The sequence below is a fragment of the Mycolicibacterium chengduense genome (genome assembly GCF_033741155.1).
Lineage (GTDB): Bacteria > Actinomycetota > Actinomycetes > Mycobacteriales > Mycobacteriaceae > Mycobacterium.
The window spans coordinates 208,500-225,820 of record NZ_JAWQNH010000007.1 but is presented as its reverse complement, the minus strand read 5'-3'; the positions used below and the strand labels follow the sequence as shown (position 1 = coordinate 225,820).

Annotated in this window: 16 protein-coding genes and 1 pseudogene; 5 read left to right on the top strand and 12 right to left on the bottom strand. The window is 64.7% G+C overall.

Translation table 11 applies throughout. The features are described 5' to 3' along the window. Positions 1-66 precede the first annotated feature (66 nt). The gene (locus SBI67_RS25445; protein WP_318983244.1) at positions 67-993 is read left to right on the top strand and encodes an alpha/beta fold hydrolase; all 927 of its coding nucleotides are present in this window, start codon (positions 67-69) and stop codon (positions 991-993) included. Positions 994-1,127: 134 nt separating this feature from the next. On the opposite strand, the gene SBI67_RS25440 is transcribed toward SBI67_RS25445, so the two are convergent. Further along, positions 1,128-1,901, bottom strand: a complete 774-nt coding sequence (locus tag SBI67_RS25440; RefSeq protein ID WP_318983339.1) for a maleylpyruvate isomerase N-terminal domain-containing protein — start codon at positions 1,899-1,901, stop codon at positions 1,128-1,130. A 73-nt stretch (positions 1,902-1,974) separates the two neighbouring features. Continuing rightward, positions 1,975-2,811, bottom strand: coding sequence for an SDR family oxidoreductase (locus SBI67_RS25435; protein WP_318983243.1), 837 nt, complete (start codon positions 2,809-2,811; stop codon positions 1,975-1,977). Between the two features lie 108 nt (positions 2,812-2,919). Here SBI67_RS25435 and SBI67_RS25430 point away from each other — a divergent pair, with 108 nt between their 5' ends. Next, positions 2,920-3,912 carry an AraC family transcriptional regulator gene (locus SBI67_RS25430; RefSeq protein WP_318983242.1) on the top strand — a complete coding sequence of 331 codons (993 nt, stop codon included), beginning with the start codon at positions 2,920-2,922 and terminating at the stop codon, positions 3,910-3,912. Here the strand turns inward: SBI67_RS25430 and SBI67_RS25425 are convergent. Continuing rightward, positions 3,878-4,855 carry an alpha/beta hydrolase gene (locus tag SBI67_RS25425; protein WP_318983241.1) on the bottom strand — a complete coding sequence of 326 codons (978 nt, stop codon included), beginning with the start codon at positions 4,853-4,855 and terminating at the stop codon, positions 3,878-3,880. The two genes, SBI67_RS25430 and SBI67_RS25425, sit on opposite strands and share 35 nt — an antisense overlap. A 47-nt stretch (positions 4,856-4,902) precedes the next feature. Continuing rightward, positions 4,903-6,120: an FAD-dependent oxidoreductase gene (locus SBI67_RS25420; protein ID WP_318983240.1), complete on the bottom strand. Its 1,218-nt coding sequence runs from the start codon at positions 6,118-6,120 to the stop codon at positions 4,903-4,905. 181 nt (positions 6,121-6,301) lie between these two features. Here SBI67_RS25420 and SBI67_RS25415 point away from each other — a divergent pair, with 181 nt between their 5' ends. Next, positions 6,302-7,219, top strand: coding sequence for a LysR family transcriptional regulator (locus tag SBI67_RS25415; RefSeq protein ID WP_318983239.1), 918 nt, complete (start codon positions 6,302-6,304; stop codon positions 7,217-7,219). Here the strand turns inward: SBI67_RS25415 and SBI67_RS25410 are convergent. Beyond that, complete coding sequence (locus tag SBI67_RS25410; protein WP_318983238.1) at positions 7,216-8,049, bottom strand: NlpC/P60 family protein; 834 nt, start codon at positions 8,047-8,049, stop codon at positions 7,216-7,218. The two genes, SBI67_RS25415 and SBI67_RS25410, sit on opposite strands and share 4 nt — an antisense overlap. 117 nt (positions 8,050-8,166) lie before the next feature. Further along, on the bottom strand, positions 8,167-9,504 hold the full coding sequence (locus SBI67_RS25405) for an aminotransferase-like domain-containing protein (protein WP_318983237.1): 1,338 nt from the start codon (positions 9,502-9,504) through the stop codon (positions 8,167-8,169). An 86-nt stretch (positions 9,505-9,590) separates the two neighbouring features. Between SBI67_RS25405 and SBI67_RS25400 the strand changes: the two genes are divergently transcribed. Together SBI67_RS25400 and SBI67_RS25395 are read left to right on the top strand one after the other, a co-directional pair. After that, positions 9,591-10,211: a DJ-1/PfpI family protein gene (locus tag SBI67_RS25400; protein ID WP_318983236.1), complete on the top strand. Its 621-nt coding sequence runs from the start codon at positions 9,591-9,593 to the stop codon at positions 10,209-10,211. Positions 10,212-10,376: 165 nt separating this feature from the next. After that, positions 10,377-11,918, top strand: coding sequence for an arylsulfotransferase family protein (locus tag SBI67_RS25395; RefSeq protein ID WP_318983235.1), 1,542 nt, complete (start codon positions 10,377-10,379; stop codon positions 11,916-11,918). Positions 11,919-11,935: 17 nt separating this feature from the next. On the opposite strand, the gene SBI67_RS25390 is transcribed toward SBI67_RS25395, so the two are convergent. The 6 genes and pseudogenes from SBI67_RS25390 to SBI67_RS25365 all read right to left on the bottom strand — a co-directional run bounded on the left by SBI67_RS25390 (position 11,936) and on the right by SBI67_RS25365 (position 17,309). Continuing rightward, positions 11,936-12,295 (bottom strand): hypothetical protein, encoded by a 360-nt coding sequence (locus tag SBI67_RS25390; protein ID WP_318983234.1) that lies wholly within the window; start codon positions 12,293-12,295, stop codon positions 11,936-11,938. A 404-nt stretch (positions 12,296-12,699) separates the two neighbouring features. Beyond that, a pseudogene (locus tag SBI67_RS25385) lies at positions 12,700-12,924 on the bottom strand (hypothetical protein); the annotation flags it as partial. A gap of 45 nt (positions 12,925-12,969) precedes the next feature. Next, the gene (locus tag SBI67_RS25380; RefSeq protein ID WP_318983233.1) at positions 12,970-14,349 is read right to left on the bottom strand and encodes an NAD-dependent succinate-semialdehyde dehydrogenase; all 1,380 of its coding nucleotides are present in this window, start codon (positions 14,347-14,349) and stop codon (positions 12,970-12,972) included. Positions 14,350-14,395: 46 nt separating this feature from the next. Next, positions 14,396-15,802 carry an NAD(P)/FAD-dependent oxidoreductase gene (locus SBI67_RS25375; protein ID WP_318983232.1) on the bottom strand — a complete coding sequence of 469 codons (1,407 nt, stop codon included), beginning with the start codon at positions 15,800-15,802 and terminating at the stop codon, positions 14,396-14,398. After that, positions 15,799-16,704, bottom strand: coding sequence for an SMP-30/gluconolactonase/LRE family protein (locus SBI67_RS25370; RefSeq protein WP_318983231.1), 906 nt, complete (start codon positions 16,702-16,704; stop codon positions 15,799-15,801). Before SBI67_RS25370 ends, SBI67_RS25375 begins: the two co-directional genes overlap by 4 nt. A 20-nt stretch (positions 16,705-16,724) precedes the next feature. Then, complete coding sequence (locus SBI67_RS25365) at positions 16,725-17,309, bottom strand: helix-turn-helix domain-containing protein (RefSeq protein ID WP_318983230.1); 585 nt, start codon at positions 17,307-17,309, stop codon at positions 16,725-16,727. Positions 17,310-17,321 lie beyond the last annotated feature (12 nt).

The window sequence follows — 17,321 nt, the reverse complement described above, 5'->3', positions numbered from 1 at the left end:
GCAGGCACAATCGGCCCCGCCCCATACCCGGCGAGAAGCCGACGCATTTCGCGTAAAGTCCGCCCCATGCCGCGTTCGCGCCGTGCCGGAAGTACGACCCCTCGGAAAGACGACGCGGATCCCCCGTCGTGGTTCACCAAGGCCCTTGCACACCGGCCGGAACACGCTGCGACACAGGTCGATGGCTGCGAGATCCACTTGCGTGTGTGGGGTCCGACCGGCCAGCCGCCCGTGGTACTCGTTCACGGTGGAGCGGCTCACTCAGGCTGGTGGGACCACATCGCGCCGCTACTCTGCGCGAATCATCGGGTTGTGGCGCTCGACCTCAGCGGGCACGGTGACAGCGGACAGCGACCAACCTACGGTCGGTCCGAGTGGGCCAAAGAGGTGATGGCCGCTGCAACAGCGGTGGGTGCGGTGGGATCACCCACCATCATCGGCCACAGTATGGGCGGCTGGGTCGCGGCAACGGCCGCATATGAGTACGGCGACCAGATCGACAGCGTCATTGTGATGGATACTCCCCTACGCGAGAAAGCACCTGAGAGTGCAGAGCTGCGGTCACATCACGAACGACCGCGAACCTACCATTCAAAAGACGATATCCTCAGCCGATTTCGGGTCGTACCCGAGCAGGAGCACATCCTGCCCTACATCAGGGAGCATGTCGCCGCTCACTCCATCCGTCGGCGCGGATTGCACTGGGAATGGAAGTTTGACCCGAAGATCTTCGACGAGGCGCTCTCCGATGCGGCTACACCCGATGAGGAGGTGTTGGAGGGCATGCTGGCCGGCATCATCTGTCGCGTCGGCTATGTGCATTCCGAGAACGGACTGGTCGACGCGGCGATGGCTTCGCAGCTGCGATTCTTACTGCAACTGCGGGGGCCGTTCGTCACTCTCCCAGAAGCGGGTCATCATCCCATGTTCGATCAACCCCTGGCGTTGGTCGCTGTGATTCGTACGTTGCTCGAATTCTGGTCGATCACCTGACCCGCAGGGCTAACCACCGCTGCCCCGACCGCCTTCCCGAGCTCGAGTCAGATCGCCTTCGGAGGGGACTGGCCGGTTTGAGCCATCGGCTTGATATATGTCCGGCAACCCGGGAAAGTGTCGACAGTAGCAACTCAGATCACGTTCACATTGTCGAGGAACAAGGCGGCGTATTCTGCATCACCTGTGATCTGGATGTCGTGGTCGCGCCAGGCGCTGCGACGGGTCGCCCATGCAGGGAATTCCGCTGCGCGGCCGGTGATTTCGGTAGATGCATGCCCGCTACGGCCAGCGGTGACGGCGCCGCTCGACTGAATTTCCCAGACGCCGCCGCCAGGACCGTCGATGGTGACGGCAATGCAGTGCGTCAGCCAATTCGGTCGCGCAGACTGTAGCTGGTTGGCCAGCACGGCGAACATCCACTCGACGACTACGGCCATCCGGACGGCGTCTGTGTCGGGCGCCGGGCGGCCCAGGGCCGGAGCTATGTCGTGCCGCAGATGGGTGTGGTGATCGAACGCCATCGCGCCGCCCAACACCAACCCGACGGGAAACCGGCCCAGCTCTGCCAGGGGAATTCGCATGTGATTCATCGGAGTCCGAGCGATACCACCAGCGAGGGCGGCCAGCCGCTTACTCCACTGTCGATACTCGGCCAGCACGTGCGCCGGTGCCCATTCGCGTCGTTGCGCGACAAAGACATCGTTGGTCTGTTCGATGTTTCGGCTTGTCACCACCGTGAGCAACGCCGGCGCGAATACCGCTTTGCAGCCAGATCCGATGTGCGCCAGCACATCCTGCACCCGCCAACCTTCGGCCCGGCTGGTGGTCTGCCACTCCGCGTCGTCGAGTTCTGCGCAGAACCGCAACATCTCGATACGCTCGCGGCGCAATGCCTCAACTCTCATGGTTGCATCGAATGTCACGGACGGCGTGCGCCGCGATCGGTCCTTCGTCACAACAAGACGCCTCCGTCCCCGTCTAGTAGACGTAGTTCTCACCGCTTGCGCGTACGGTGACCTCGCCGAGATTGATCCCCCAGGGTTGGTCGATGACATGGACGACCGCGTTGACGAGGTCTTCCGGTGTGATGAGCCAGTATTCGACGGAGTTGACATCCATTTGCTCCGGCCGCAGAGCCCCCTGCTGCACATTGCGGATGTTCTCGGCGAACTGGAGACCTTTCTGGCCAACCAAGCCCACGATCGCCTCGTCGTTGACGACCCAGCTGGCGAGATTTGTTCCCAGAATGCCGGTGGGCTTGACCGTGGTGACCTTGATTCGGCCTTGAGCCTCCACCCGCAACGAGTTCGAAATCGCATCGACCGCCGCCTTCGTCGCGCTGTAGACCCCCGCGCCTTCCAGACCGGCGTTGCCGTAGATCGAGGAGATATTGACGACCTGGCCCCGGCCTTGGTCGATCATCTGGTCATAGACCGCCGAGATCCCATTGACGACTCCCTTGACGTTGATGTCGATCGCCTTATGCCATTTCTGCCAGGCTTGTTCGTGGTCGGCGAAGAAGGCCAGTGGCATCACACCGGCATTGTTGACCAGTACGTCGATGGCGCCGAACGTGTCGAGAGCGTGTTGAGCGGCCGCTTTGACCTGATCCATGTCCGCGACATCTGCGACGTATGACGTCCCGAGGAAACCGGCTGTGCGGATACCGTCGAAGACCTCGTTCATGGACGCGCCGTTGATATCGACGCCGACGACCTTGGCGCCCCCGGCTGCACATTTTTCCGATATCAGCTTGCCGAAGCCGCTGCCGGCACCCGTGACGATGATGACTTTATCCTGCAGGTGGGGCGACATGACCGGTCCTCTATCTCGCTGTCGGTGGTGTCTCGGAACGCCATCGTTACACGCCTCATCGGGCCGATTCTTGACTTCAGCTGCCAACTTTTTATCATTTGATGACAAATGGTCGACCTCATCTTTGCGTCCTCGCTGAGTCACGTCGATTCCCTGATCCGCGAGGCGGGCGGGAATCCCGAGACGTTGTTGGCGCGGGCCGGTATCGATCCGGGTGTCGTCGGCGCCAGCGACCGCTATATCCCCATCAGTGCCTTGTCCAGGACGCTGGGCCTGTGTGCCCGCGAGTTGGCAATCCCAGATTTCGCACTTCGTCTGGCACAACACCAGGACCTCGATATTCTGGGGCCGGTCGCGATAGTGGCGCGCAACGCCGAGACGATTGGCGCCGCGATACGTGCCGTCACCGAATATGTGCAGGTTTACAGTCCGGCGGTGTCCGGCGACCTGCGCACTGATACGGCCGAGGCGTCCTGCCGAATCGACATCGTGCTGGATCCTCTGCCGTATCGTGCGCACGTCGTCGAGCTGGCACTCGGAGTCACCCTCACGCTGTTCAAGACGCTCGACGGCCCGGGTTTCCGCCCACTGCGAGTTACCTTCCAGCACTCGCAGATATCCGAAACGAACGTCTATACAGACTATTTCGGATGTCCGGTAGCGTTCGGTGCGGAGCACAACGCGCTGGTGTTGCCCCGGGGGCTGCTTCAACGACGACTTCCGCAGATCGACCAACTCGCGTATGACATCGCGATCCGCTACATGGCCGATCGAGGTGCACAATTGCCCTTCGACCGCGCCGTCTCAGCACTCATCGTCCGATCACTACCCGCCCGAGCCGCCACTCTGGAGAACATCGCCGAACTGCTCATGCTGCACCCTCGAACGCTGCAACGCCGACTTTCGGAGTCGGACAGGACATTTGAAGACCTCGTGGACACCACCCGCCGCGACCTCGCATTGGATCTCCTCGCCAACCGCAACCTCCCCTTCTCGGCCGTAGCGAGACAACTCGGCTACTCAGAGCAGAGCGCCCTTACTCGCAGTTGCCGCAGATGGTTTTCCGTCACGCCGTCAACGAAGCGTCGAGAACTCCAATAGTCCCGCCGGCGGGATCTCCACCATCAAGGGACGAGTCAGGAGACGTCGTTTCGGGCGACGCGTGCAGTGTCGCTACGAGCCACTTCGCCGACCGCGCGACGATCTCCGGGTAATGGTTCGACAGGATCTCGTAGTGCTGTCCCGGGTATTCGACAAGTTCCTTGGGTTCGGGTATGCGCCTGTACATTTCGCGGGCTTCCTCGACGGGCGCCACGGTGTCCTCGGAGGCCAGGATCATCAGGAGCGGTTGCGTGATCCGCTCGGCATAGGCCCGCACCTCCATCTCGTAGAGGCAGTCGAGCGTCGAGATCGTGATCTCGTTCCGGAAGCTCGGTAGGTTGTGAATCATGTTCTCGACGAATTCGATGCCCTCGTGGTCGCTGAACATGACCGGACTGCCGGGTTCTGGCTCGCCGTGCAATCTGAGGGTGGCCGCCGGCTCGCCCCGCATCTGAGCTTGCCGGTCGGCCGGGATCAGGGCCTCCAGCTGCGCGAGGGTCTCCGCGGGTTGCAGCGCTCGCGCACTCCACCCGCTCACCGGTGGGATCAGCGCGGCGACAGCCTTCACGCGGCGGTCGATGGCGGCGGTGAACATGGCGTTCGCTCCGCCGATGCTGATGCCCCACAAGCCGATTCGGGCGCCGTCGATATCGTCGCGCAAGGTGAGCGCTGTGATCACGTCGCGCAGGTCGCGGCACTGCTGCCACGGATCGAACAACTGTCGGGGCTCTCCGTCGCTGTAACCGGTGCACCGGTGGTCATACATCAAGACCGCCAACCCGGAGTCGGTAAACGCCGGTGCGAGTGGGTAATTGGATTCCGCGGGCCCGCCCAATCCCGACTGCAGGATGACGACGGGAGCTGGATCACCGTCGGGTCGTACCAGGCGGCCGCGCAGCGTGACGCCGTGCACGTCGAATTCGATGTCCTCGGTGTGGGCCATGGCATGTCTCCTTTGGTTGACGAGGGGGGTGCAGGACGGTGGGCCGGTCAGTGCTGCCCCGCGTAGAGTTCCGCCGGCCGGAAATCGGGGTCAGCGGCGCGCGGGTCTGCGGAGGCACGCAGGATGGGAAAGACCGCAGCACGCATGTCGGCTTCGTAGGCCGCGATACCGTCGAGCATGCCGGTCTGCCCCGCGGCGATGCTCGCCAGCGCCGCGGTGAGCGCGGCCGCGTCCCGCAACGCGCTGTTGGCGCCGGCGCCGAAACTGGGCGGCATGGCGTGGATTGCGTCACCGAGGAGCGTCACCCGGCTCGGGGCCCACGGCTCGGTCGGGTTCAGCCGGCGCACCCACGAGCTGAACACCGTCGGCACCTCGACCCGCTCGACGAGTTCCACCAAGCCCGGATGCCAACCGCGCACCCCGGCTCGCATGATGGAGTAGAGCTGCTCGGAGGTTGCCACCCGTAAGTCGGGGATGTCGGACAGCAGCGGGCTGTCGGGGTCGATACCGAGGTTGACCATCATGTGCGGCGCGACGGGATCGATATCGGCGCCCGGCGCCAGCTCCGCGACCGCCTCGGCGATGGGCCGGCGCGGTTGGTACGCGCCGTAGGAAAAGCGGACGCCGTCCGGACCGCCGGCAGCGGCGAAGCCGTCGAACAACGCCTCGGGCAGCTTCGGGATCAGATCGTCGGTCAGGGGCGCCCGCCCGGCCATGCCGCGCATGCCCGTATCGATGAGTTGAACGTCAGGAAGCAATTGGCGGCGGATCGCGGAATTGATGCCGTCGGCGGCGACCAGCACGTCGCCGACGGCGGTGGATCCGTCGGCGAACGTCACCCGTACGCCGCTGTCAGCGGCTTCGAAACCGGTGACAGTGCGTCCGAAGTGAAGGATGTCGCCCAGTCCGACGGCCAGAATCTGACGCAGCGTGCGGCGGTTGACTGCAGTGTGCGGGCGTTGCGGGTCATTGGGCGGCCCAATATGTGGGCGGGTGCCCAGTTCGCGGCCCTGATCGTCGAGTTGCACCATCAGCTCGCGCCGCGGGTTGGTCCGGGAGGTCTGTACGTAGAGTTCATACAGGTTGTCTGGCAGGCACTCTCGCAGCGCTGCACCTCCAGTGGCGTTCATGTGCAGCCGGTACCCGGCTTGCACAATGCCAGGGGCACTCTCGAACACCGCGCACTCCACACCTGCCTTGCGCAGTCCTTGCGCCAGGCACAGTCCACCGATTCCGCCACCGGCGATCAAGACGCGCAATGACATTGCTGTACCTCCTGGGGCGGTCGGGTGCGGCCCACCTCTGCCGATGGGCGACGACGGACGGGCGGTGAGCAACCGGGCAGACCGATCCGTCACCGACAACTTTGCGCCGAGCACAGCCATCAGGGAAGACGAGATTGCCGATGAGCGGTATAGATGAAGCTGATACCTAAGGGGGCTACCGGTGGCCATCGACTTGAACCTGATCGTCGCGCTCGACGCGCTGCTGCAGGAACGCAGCGTGACCCGGGCCGCCCAGCGGCTCGGTCTGAGCCAACCGGCGCTGAGCGCCGCACTGGCCCGGCTCCGCAGGCACTTCGACGATGAACTACTCAGCCGGGTCGGCAACACCTACGAACTCACCGCGTTGGGCGAGCGTCTTGTCGAACAGACCGGCCAGGCGTTGGCCGCGACGGACCGCGTCCTGCAGACCCGCCCGACCTTCGACCCTGCCCACTCCGACCACGAATTCACCATCGTCGTGGCTGACTGCCACATGCCGGTCTTCGGCAGAGTGCTGGCAGATTTGCTCGCCGAGGAAGCCCCCAACGTGCGCGTCACGTTCCGCCACAGCAACCCCCACTACATCAACGCCGCATCTGAGCTCTTGCGCACCGTCGACGCCATCGTGCTGCCCCAAGGCATGCTGGCCAACATGCCGACCCTGCAGCTCTACCGCGATCGCCTGGTGTGCGTGGTGGCCCACGAGACTACTGACGAACCCTTGACCAAGGAGACGCTCAGTCGCCGGCCTTGGGTGGTTGCGTATGCCCACCCCATGTCCATGCAGTCGCCGATGCCCACGCTGCTCGCCGAAGGCGTCACCATCCGCGCCGCCATCACCACCGAGGACTTCCTGGCGGTGCCCTACCTGGTCGCGGGAACCGATCGGATCGGTCTGATGCCACTGCGGGTCGCACAGCTCGAAGCAGCCAGACACGACATCGCCGTCATGGAAACGCCATTCGAGCTCGGCTACCTCGTCGAATCCCTGTGGTGGCATCCCATCAACGAGCGCGATCCTGCCCACACCTGGTTGCGCCACCTCGCCGCACGGGCCGGACAGATCATTGACGCCGACCCCCGGGCGACTCCGAACTAACCGATGGGCCGGTAGGCGCTGAGAACCGCTGTCCGGTACCAACCTTCGCGATTGCGTATCTGGATTCCGACCAGGTTCTGGGCGTTCACCCTGCTGTCGATGATGTGTTGGTCGTCCATGAAGATGACGACGTGCGAGACCTCGTTCGGGCTTCCGTCGGGATGCAGGAAGAGCAGATCGCCCGGCTGGAAAGGGCCTTCCCTCGGAATTGCTTGTCCCATCGGGCCGGCGGTGCCGGCGTATTGCTGATGCACGTCGCCGCGGAACTTGATCCCCAAACCGTAGTTGTACACCCACGCGGTGAAATTCGAACAGTCCAGGCCGGGTCCGGCGGCCCACTCGATCGCCGTATCGGCGGCGTCCACGTCGGGATTCTCTGCTGGTGCACCCGCATACGTCGACGTGGTGGGATTCCAGGCAGGAATGTGGTGGTGGCGGTATTGCAATCCGAGCGGGTTGTCTGGGTTGTTGATGTATCGCATCGCCACGGCAAGGATGCGTTCCCGCTTCCACGTGGCGGCGTCGCATCCCGCGTCGGCGGGAATCTCCGGTGCCGGCAAGGCATCTGCCGCCGGTCCCCAGCCCTGATTGATGTAGTGCCCATCGGCGTTGGTCTGGTACCACTGCGCGGGCGGGACTTGCGTTTGCGGCATGGCGTCACGAGTGGCGAAATCCGCGGTCAGCGAATCCTGGTTGCACGAGTAGGGATACGACTGCGGACCATCGTCGCCATGCGAGATGCCGGCGGGCCCTGCCGCGGTCGTGGCGATGCCGATGGCGCAGGCGACAGGCAGGGCCCGGACGAGAAACGACGCCAATCGATGTGTCACCGAAGCTCCCTCTTTCGCGCGGCGTCTAGCAAGTGGGCCAATCCTAAGCAGCAGGCCCCACTTTGCGTGGCAAGTTCGTCAGGACGTGCCCCGAGCCAAGCGATCCGACCGAGTCTGCTAGTGCAGGATGTCGGTTTCGATGAGTCGGCGAACTGTGGTCAGTGCACCTGGAAGGGCCTCCAGGTTGGCGGAGCCCAGAGCCAAGCGGAGTGCTTGAGGCGCTTCGATCGTCGTGCTGAAGGGTTCGGCGGTGCTGATCGAGATGTCGACGCGTGCCAGTGCCGCCGCGATCCGGTCTGCCCGGCTACCTGGCGGTAGCGGTATCCAGCTGAAGTACGAGGAGGGGTGCGCCAGCTGGGCGAGGGGTTCGAGCGACTCCCTGGCGAGGGTCTGTCTGAGGGTGGCATCTCGTCGCTTCTGTATCTCGAGCCGGGTGACCGTGCCGTTCTGCAGCCAGTGCGAGGCGATTGCGGCGGTGATGGCCGGTGTGTTCCATGCGGTCGCGCGAATAATGCGTTCGATGAGGCGTATCCGCGAGAGCGGTGCGCTGACGAAGCCGACACGGAGCCCGGTGGCGACGTTCTTCGACAACCCGGACACGTAAACCGTGACATCGGGAGCGATAGCGGCCAGCGGTGGCGGCGGTTGGTCGACGAGGTAGGCATAAGAGGCGTCTTCGATGACGAGCAGCCCGTGGGTACGTGCAATGGCGATCAGCTGATGGCGGGCGGCGTGGTCGATGACCCAACCCAGCGGGTTGTGCAACGTGGGCATCGAGTAGACCGCGCGCACGGGTCTCCGCTGGCACAACGTCTGCAGCGCGTCGAGGTCTGGGCCATTCGATGTCGTTGGGAGAGGAGCCAACTCGAGGCGCAGAGCATCGGCGAGCACTTTGAACCCCGGATAGGTCAGGGCGTCGACGGCCACCACGTCCCCTGGTCGCAGAAAAGCCAGGGCGGTGACGGCCAGACCGTGTTGGGCGCCGTTGACAATCGCGACGCAATCGGGTGCGACGTCGAGACCTCGATCCAGCAGATGGGTGGCCCCCGCAGCCCGGTCTCGTTCCCGGCCACCGTGGGGCTGGTAATGCAGCAACGACTCCAGGTCCCCGGATCCGGCCAGTTCGTGCAGCGCCTCGCGTAACAGGTCAGCTTGATTTGGCAGGGTCGGGTAGTTGAAGTTCAGGTCAACAGCATTGGGAGCGAGAACACCTTGATCGATGCCGTGACCGGGTGGAAGCGTCAGATCGCGGACAAATGTGCCGCGACCCCTTTCGCTGCTGACCAGACCCATCGCTTCGAGTTCGGCGTACACCCGCGATGCGGTGGCCACGGCGATGCCCTTCTCGGCAGCCAGGTGTCGGTGGGTGGGCAATTGCGTTCCAGCGCGGAGGTTTCCGGCTCGGATGTCAGCGGCGAAAGCGTCGACGACGGACTTGTACCGGGCGGTGGGCACTTGACCAGTGTATGCATGACAATTCTTTGGTCGTCATCGATCGCCGGTCTTACGGTGGCACCTCCACACAAGAAGAGGAGCCCGTCATGCACATCGCCATCCTGACGTTCGAGGGCTACAACGAACTGGACTCGCTGATCGCATTGGGCCTGCTCAACCGGGTCACCGGTGACGACTGGAGGGTCACCATCGCCACCCCTGCCCCTCGGGTCAGGTCGATGAACGGGGTGGTCATCGAGCAGATGTCGAGCTTGGAGGAGGCGATAGGTGCCGATGCGGTGGTCGTCGGCAGCGGCATCGCGACCCGCGAGGTCGTTGAGGACCGGGCCATCATGGATGTCCTGAAAGACCTTGACCCTCAACGTCAGCTCATCGCCGCCCAATGCTCGGGGGCGCTTGTGCTGGCCAAATTGGGCCTCCTTCATGGGGTGCCGGCCTGCACTGACCTCACGACCAAGCCGTGGGTGATCGCTGCTGGTGTCGACGTACTGAATCAACCGTTCTTCGCCAACGGCAACATTGCCACCGCTGGTGGGTGTCTTGCGTCGCACTACCTCGCGGCCTGGATCATCGCCAGACTGCGCGGACAGGACGAGGCTACAGCGGCATTGCACTACGTCGCCCCGGTCGGCGAAAAGCAGGAATACGTCGCGCGGGCCTGGCGCAACATCGCGACCTACCTCCCACCACGGCTAGCGGTCTCCTGAGACCAACCCGGAGACGCCGACCCGCCTCAACGAACATGGGTTCTCGCGGTCGGTCGGGGTAGTCATACGAACTGCACATCTTCGACACAGATCGCGGCCGAGCTTCCCCGCTAGCGTGACAGTGGCTTCACGTTCATGGCTTGACCGACCGTAGGAGATATCTCGGTGTATTCGCGTTACCGTCGCTCGGCAGTCCACGTCACGCTGTGCACCGCGGGCGCCGTACTGCTGGCGGCGTGTGGATCCAGCAGTACAGACACGTCGACGGCGCCGATGCCGGCGAGCCCCACCGAGCGGTTGTCCCCTACCCCGGTCAATGACCTGCTGCACGGCGGAACATACCGCGTCAACGTGAATAGACCGGATGGTTTGGGCGGCGACGTTTTCTACACCACCGGTTTCAGCGCGGCCGTCGACCTCAACAAAGCCAGCGGCACGCCATCGCACGTTCCGCCTCCGAACGACAGCGGCAATCCCGCGGCGCCAGCCGGGGCCTCGTCCGGAGTGCGCATCATGTCCAAGGATGGGCATGTCCTATGGGGCTGGAATGCTCCGCCAGGCAAGGGCACCAATAACTTTCGTACCCAAACACTCAATGGTCAACCCGTGCTGACCTGGTGGGTCGGTGATCGCGTGAACGGCCACGGCGCGGGCGAGGACTACATCGTCGATTCGCACTACCACCTCGTCAAGACACTCACCCCCGGAGATGGGCTCAGCGCCGACGCACACGAATGCCGCCTCACCCCCGACGGCCATGCCCTGATCACGTCCTACAAAGAGGTCACCGCCGATCTGTCCGCTGTCGGCGGTCCCAAGGACGGCAAGATGTACGACGGCATCGCCACCGTGGTCGACGTCGCCACCGGTAAACCCCTGTTGCACTGGGACGCCATGCAACACGTCCCACTCACCGACAGCTACCAGCCATACGTTCCCGACCGCATATGGGACCCCTACCACATGAACTCCATCGCGCTGGATCCGTCGGGAAACCTGCTCGTCTCGCTGCGACACACCTCGACGGTGTACGACGTCAACCCCTCCTCAGGAGAGATCAACTGGCAGCTCGGCGGCAAACGATCCACCTACCAGCTGACCGGTGGCGTCGAATTTGCGTTCCAGCATGACGCCGAGATGCCCGATGCGAACACCGTGACGCTGTTCAACAACAACTCCAACTCCGGGCAAGCCGGTGGCGGGCTGTCGAGCCTGGAATGGATTCACCTCGATCCCACCACCCATGTCGCGACCCTCATCCGCAACCAGACACATCCGGACAACCTGATCACCGGCGCGATGGGCAATCTGCAACAGATCGGCAACGGCAACACCTTCTCAGGGTGGGGCACCGCCGGACACATCTCCGAATTCAGCGCCAACGGCGAGCTGATCTACGACGTCTCACTACCCGGCGCGGGCACCTACCGCGCCTACTTCGACAACTGGCAAGGAGCCCCCGACGACAGCCCAGCCCTGCAGATCGACGGCACCACCGCCCACGCCCAGTGGAACGGCGCCACCGCCGTCACACAGTGGAAAGTACTCACCGGCCCCGATACCAGTCATCTGACCACCACCATGACGATCCCGGCCACCGGCGCGGACACCAGCTTCACCATCCCCACGGTCAGGCAGCACTACCAAGTGCAAGCTCTCGACAACACCGGAGCCGTCATCGGCACATCCCCCACCGTCGGGAGTTGACTCGTCACTGAACGTGCCTAGCCGCCGTTGCGGTTGAAACCGTTTCCACCGAACGGGCGCGTGGGCGCCACGGTTACGGTCTGCGTCGACGTCTGTATCGATGTCGCGACGGATGTTTCGGTCTGCGTAGCTGTCTCGGTGTTGGTCACGGTCTGTGGATCCTGCGTCTGGACCACGGTCTGGGGCGCCTGGGTCTCGGTGACGGTCTGCTGTGGTTGCGCACCGCCGCCGGAGTTGTACTGGTGGTGCGCCGCCGGAGCCGCGGTGGTCGTCGTGGTCGTCGGTGTCGAGGTGACGGTGACGGTCGTGGGGGTCGTGGCGTCTTTGGTGCCGCATGCCACCGCGCCCAGCACCACCACCGCGGAAACGGACGCCAACAGGCACACCGAGCGATTTATCTTCACAGGTGATATGTCTAGCTATTGACGGGCGCAATTGCCATGAGCCACAACGCCGATAGCTCGTACAGTGCGCTGTGAGAAAGCTCGCGATCTCCTGCACATCGAGCACAGTGCGTGACACTGAACCGCCTCGAGGCTTGTCTCTGTTCCAGGCGCTGGCCACACCCTGCGCGAGCCGCTACGCGCACTACAAGAGTGGGCGATTGTGCACCTCGGCGATGTGTCGGCATTCCAGGAGGCATATGACCGTGTCGAGGTACCTTCCGCCGATTCGACGGACGAGGCGTCGGCAACGCGGACAAGCCGGTGATGGCGCAGCAGGCCTGTACGAAAGGCTGACCGTCATGCCCCGCCCCTATCCGGCTGAGTTCCGTGCCCGCGCGATCGAGCACGTTCTTTTGGAGCAAGGCAAAGAAGCTCTCCATGGCGGCGTTGTCACCGGCCGCACCGACGCGGCCTATCGACCCGACTATCGAGTAATGGCCAATTGCGTACACGAATCGCCTTGCCCTGAACTGCAATCCGCGATCGGAGTGCAGAATGAAACCGGCCACATCACCACGTCGTGCCACCGCACTACTGAGCGCTGTGACGGCCAGCCGGGACGCCCCCGCAGAACGCGGCCAGGCCCTCAACCCGCGTCGCGCAGGTCAGTCGGTGACGACGCGGATGAGCTTCTTGTTGACGAACTCCTCGAGCCCGACGCGGCCCAGCTCTCGCCCAATTCCGGAGCGCTTGACGCCGCCGAACGGCAGCTCAGCCCCCTCGGCGAATACGCCGTTCACGTAGACCATCCCGGCGTCGATCTGATCGGCCATCCGGATGGCCTGCTCGGGATCGGTGGTGAAGACGAAGGAACCCAGCCCGAACGGGGTGTCGTTGGCCACCTCGAGCGCCTCGGACTCCGTGCCGACTCGATACACCGAGGCGACGGGACCGAAGAACTCCTCGCGGTAGGCATCGGCATCGGGGCGGATACCGGCCAGGACCGTGGGCGTGAACCCGTTCCCGATGCGTTCGCCAGCCAGCACGACGTCCGCGCCTTGGTCCTTCGCACGGCGCAACTGATCTTCGAGCCGGTCGGCGGCGGCAACCGAGGACAGCGGTCCCAACGTCGTCGACGCGCTGGAGGGATCACCGGGAACGTACTGCTTCAGGGCTTCGACGAGGCGCTCGACGAACGCATCGTAGAGATCATCGATTACGATGAAACGCTTTGCCGCATTGCATGATTGACCGCCGTTGTCCATGCGTGCGTCAACGGCACTCGCCACCACCTGGTCAAGATCGTCGGTCGACATGACGATGAACGGATCTGATCCGCCCAGTTCGAGCAGCACCTTCTTCAGGTGCCGGCCGGCAACCTCGGCGACGGCGGCTCCGGCGCGCTCCGAACCGGTCAGCGAAACGCCCTGCACCCGGGGATCGGCGATCAGTCGGGCGATCTGCTCGTTGCTCGCATAGAGGTTGCCGAATACGCCGGTGGGCACACCCGCGTCACGGAACAGCTCGGCGACAGCGGCTGCGGATTGCGGGCACTGCGGGGCGTGCTTGAGCAGCATCGGGTTGCCGATGACCAGGTTCGCTCCAGCGAACCGGGCGACCTGATAGTAGGGGAAGTTCCACGGCATGATGCCGAGGATCGTTCCCAGTGGGCTGCGGCGCAGAACCGCGTTGCCGTTGCCGCCGCGCAGTTTCAGCGGCTCGTCGGCCATTGCGTCGGCCGCGACGTCGGCGAAGTACTGATAGATGTCCACACAGAAGTCGACCTCGCCGCGAGCCTGTTCGATCGGCTTGCCCATCTCCTCGACGATGATGGCGGCCAACGCCTCCTTGCGTTCGGCGTGCACTTCTGCGATCTGGCGCAACAGATCGGCGCGCTGCTGGACCGGCGTGCTCGCGCCCCAGGCTCGCCCCTGACCGGCGGCCGCACTCACCGCGGCCTCGATGGCGGCGTCGGTGTCGGTGGGTTGGCGCGAGATCACCTCTCCGGTCCAGGGATTGGTGACAGCGTAGATGGTGTCGGACATGAGCTGGTGTGGCCTTTCAGTGCGATTGATGTGAAGTGCGTGTTGGCTAGCGGCCGGCGACGACGTTGGCGGCGAGCGCCAGCCGCGACGTGCGTGCACTCGACGACCGTTCCTCGAGCACGTCGGCCAGGGAGTAGGCGCGATAGAGCGCGTTTGCCCCGATCCACCGAAGTGGTTCGGGTTCCCACCGTCGGGGCATGGGCCGAATCCACGACGCGGCGGGCGCCGCCGCTCGACGGCCGGTGATGAGGTCGGCGACCGTGCGGCCGGCAAGGTGGGCCGCCGTAAGCCCCTGCCCGGCGTAGCCGCCGAGACGGATGACACCGGGCTCGCTTTCGGCATCGATGAACGGAGACCAGTCGCGAAGCACGCCGAGCACCCCGCACCAGGCGTGTGCAAGGCGTACCACGGTGTCGGGGAACAGGTCTGACAGCATGGCGGTCAGAGCCCGCACGGTGCCGTCATCGATGCGTCCGCGGTCGTCGAACCGAGATCCGAAGCGGTAGGGCTTGCCCCGGCCCCCCAGCGCGATCCGCCCGTCGGGGGTGCGCTGGCCATAGAAGTAGGTGTGGGCCGTCCCAGAGAGTCCGTCGGCGTGCCGCCAGCCGATCTCTGCCCATTGCGCCTCGCTCAGCGGTTCGGTGACCACCATCGAGCTGTTGAGCGGCAGCAGGTCTCGCCGGTGGTGCGGCTGGGTTGCGGTGTACCCCTCGGTGGCTACGACGACCCGGCGGCGGGCCAGCACGCGGTGCCCCCGCACGCTCAGGGCGCCGGCGGCGATGGCTTCCACCGGAGCGTCGGTGTACACCGCGACGCCCTCGTCGACGACGCGTCCGGCGAGGGCGAACAGCATCTTCACCGGATCAACGCAGTAGTTGTCCGGGGTGTGCAGGGCACCGGTGAGACCGGCGATCCGGATGCGTTCGCGCGCTTGCTCACTGGTCAACGCCCGCAGCTGGTCCTCCTGCACGCCCCAGCTGCGGCTGTAGGCCAGGTAAGCGTCGAGGCGGCCCTGTTGACTTGGCGAGCGCGCGACCTGCAGCGCACCTCCGTGGCGCGCGTCGATGGTCTCGGCGCCGAGGATGGCGACCACGTCGTGCATCGACCGACGCAGGGCGTCCTCGACTTCGATGACAGCCTCGCGCCCGGCCGTCCGAGCCAGCACTTGCCGGATGCCAACGGGTTTCGCGCTCAGCCAGCCGCAGTTGCGGCCAGAGGCCCCAAACCCGAGCTGGTGAGCGTCGAAGACCGCGACGGTGATGCTGGGATCGAGCTGGCGCAGGGCCCATGCCGTCCACAGTCCGGACAGGCCCGCCCCGACGATGGCGACGTCGACGTCGAGGTCGCCGGCGAGCGTCGCCGTCGGCGGTGGGACGAGGTCGTCGCGGGCCATCCAGAAGGACAGCTGGCCGTTGCGCATGGAGGAATCCACGACGGGACGGGACGGGGTCATCCGGCGTAGCGCAGGGTGGGCCGGCCCGTCACGCCGGGACGGAGCACGAAGAGGTCACCCGCATGCGGGTATGCGTCGAGTTCCGCTGGTTGCAGGTATCCCCTGGACGTCGTCACGTACAGATCCGAGAGATCGTCACCGCCGAAGGCCGGGCACGTGACGTCCTTCGCCGGAAGGGTGATCTCGGTCAGCAACAGGCCATCGGGCCGGTACTGGCGCACGCAATGTCCGGACCACAGGGCAAGCCATAGGTTCTCTGCTGCATCGACGACCAGCCCGTCCGGTACGCCGTCCCGCTCGTCGATGCTGAACAGCGTTCGGCCATTGGTGGCCGTTCCGTCGACGGGGTCGTAGTCGAAGACCAGGACGTCCTGCGTTCCGCTGTCGACGTAGAACATCGTGCGGCCATCACCGCTCCACGCAACACCGTTGGATTCGGTGACCTCGGGTAACACGACCCGCACGGAGCCGTCGGGCTCCAGGGCGTAGAGCGCCGATGCACCGGGGGTCCGCTCCGCGGTCGAGGTGCCCGCGACGAACCGACCGGCCGGATCGCACGCCCCGTCGTTGAAGAAGTGGGCCGAGGTCATGCCCGGCGGGACGATCGGGTCTTGGCGGATGGCTCCCGTTGCGTCGGCGAGGACGAATCCGGCATCGGTGCCCAGCACCACGCCGCCGTTGTCCCGCAGCCCGACACAGCCCACCGATGCGGCCACCGTGACCGTCGAAAAGTCCTGTCCCGGCGAGAATCGATGCAGCTCACCGCGGTCGATGTCGACGAATACGAGCGTGCCCGTCCGCTCGTCCCACACCGGTCGCTCGCCGAGCATGGCTTGCGTCCGATGTGCGATGAGCCAGTCGCGCTGCTCGCTGCCGCTGACCGGCATCGCTGAATCCACCATCTGAGTCCCTTCCATCTCGTTCACAGGCTGGGCGGGCTGATGACCCACAGCACCCGGGCTTCCGTCTCGCCGACGTTGTCGACCCCGTGCGTCGAACTGCTGCGGTACTCGATCGAATCACCCTCCCCGAGTTCATATTCCACGTCATCGAGGGTGAGTTTGACGAGGCCGGCCAAGACCAGCAGGAGCTCCTGGGAGTCACCGTGGGAGTGGGTGCTGCTGCCAATGGAGCCCCCCGGTGCCATCACGCCCTCCAGCACCTCAAGATTCTGCAGCGGGCGTCGCGTCAGCATGAACTTCATTGCGCCCGAAGCAGTCTTGATCTGCGGACGTTCCTCCTTGCGGAGCACTCGATGACTGTTCGCCGGATCGTCGGAGAACAGATCCGCTACGGACAGTCCCAGCGCCTTGGCGATCATGCTGAGAGTCGGGACACTCGCTCCGCACACTCCGCGTTCCAGCTGGCTCAGAAAGCTCACGCTGACCTCCGCGAATTCAGCTACTTGACGTTGAGTCAACTTGCGCCCCAGGCGAAATTGCTTGATGCGCGCTCCAAGTTCGACACTGCCCGTGCCCTCTTCGATCGTGTCTTCTGCGCTAGTCATGTCACTTCATTT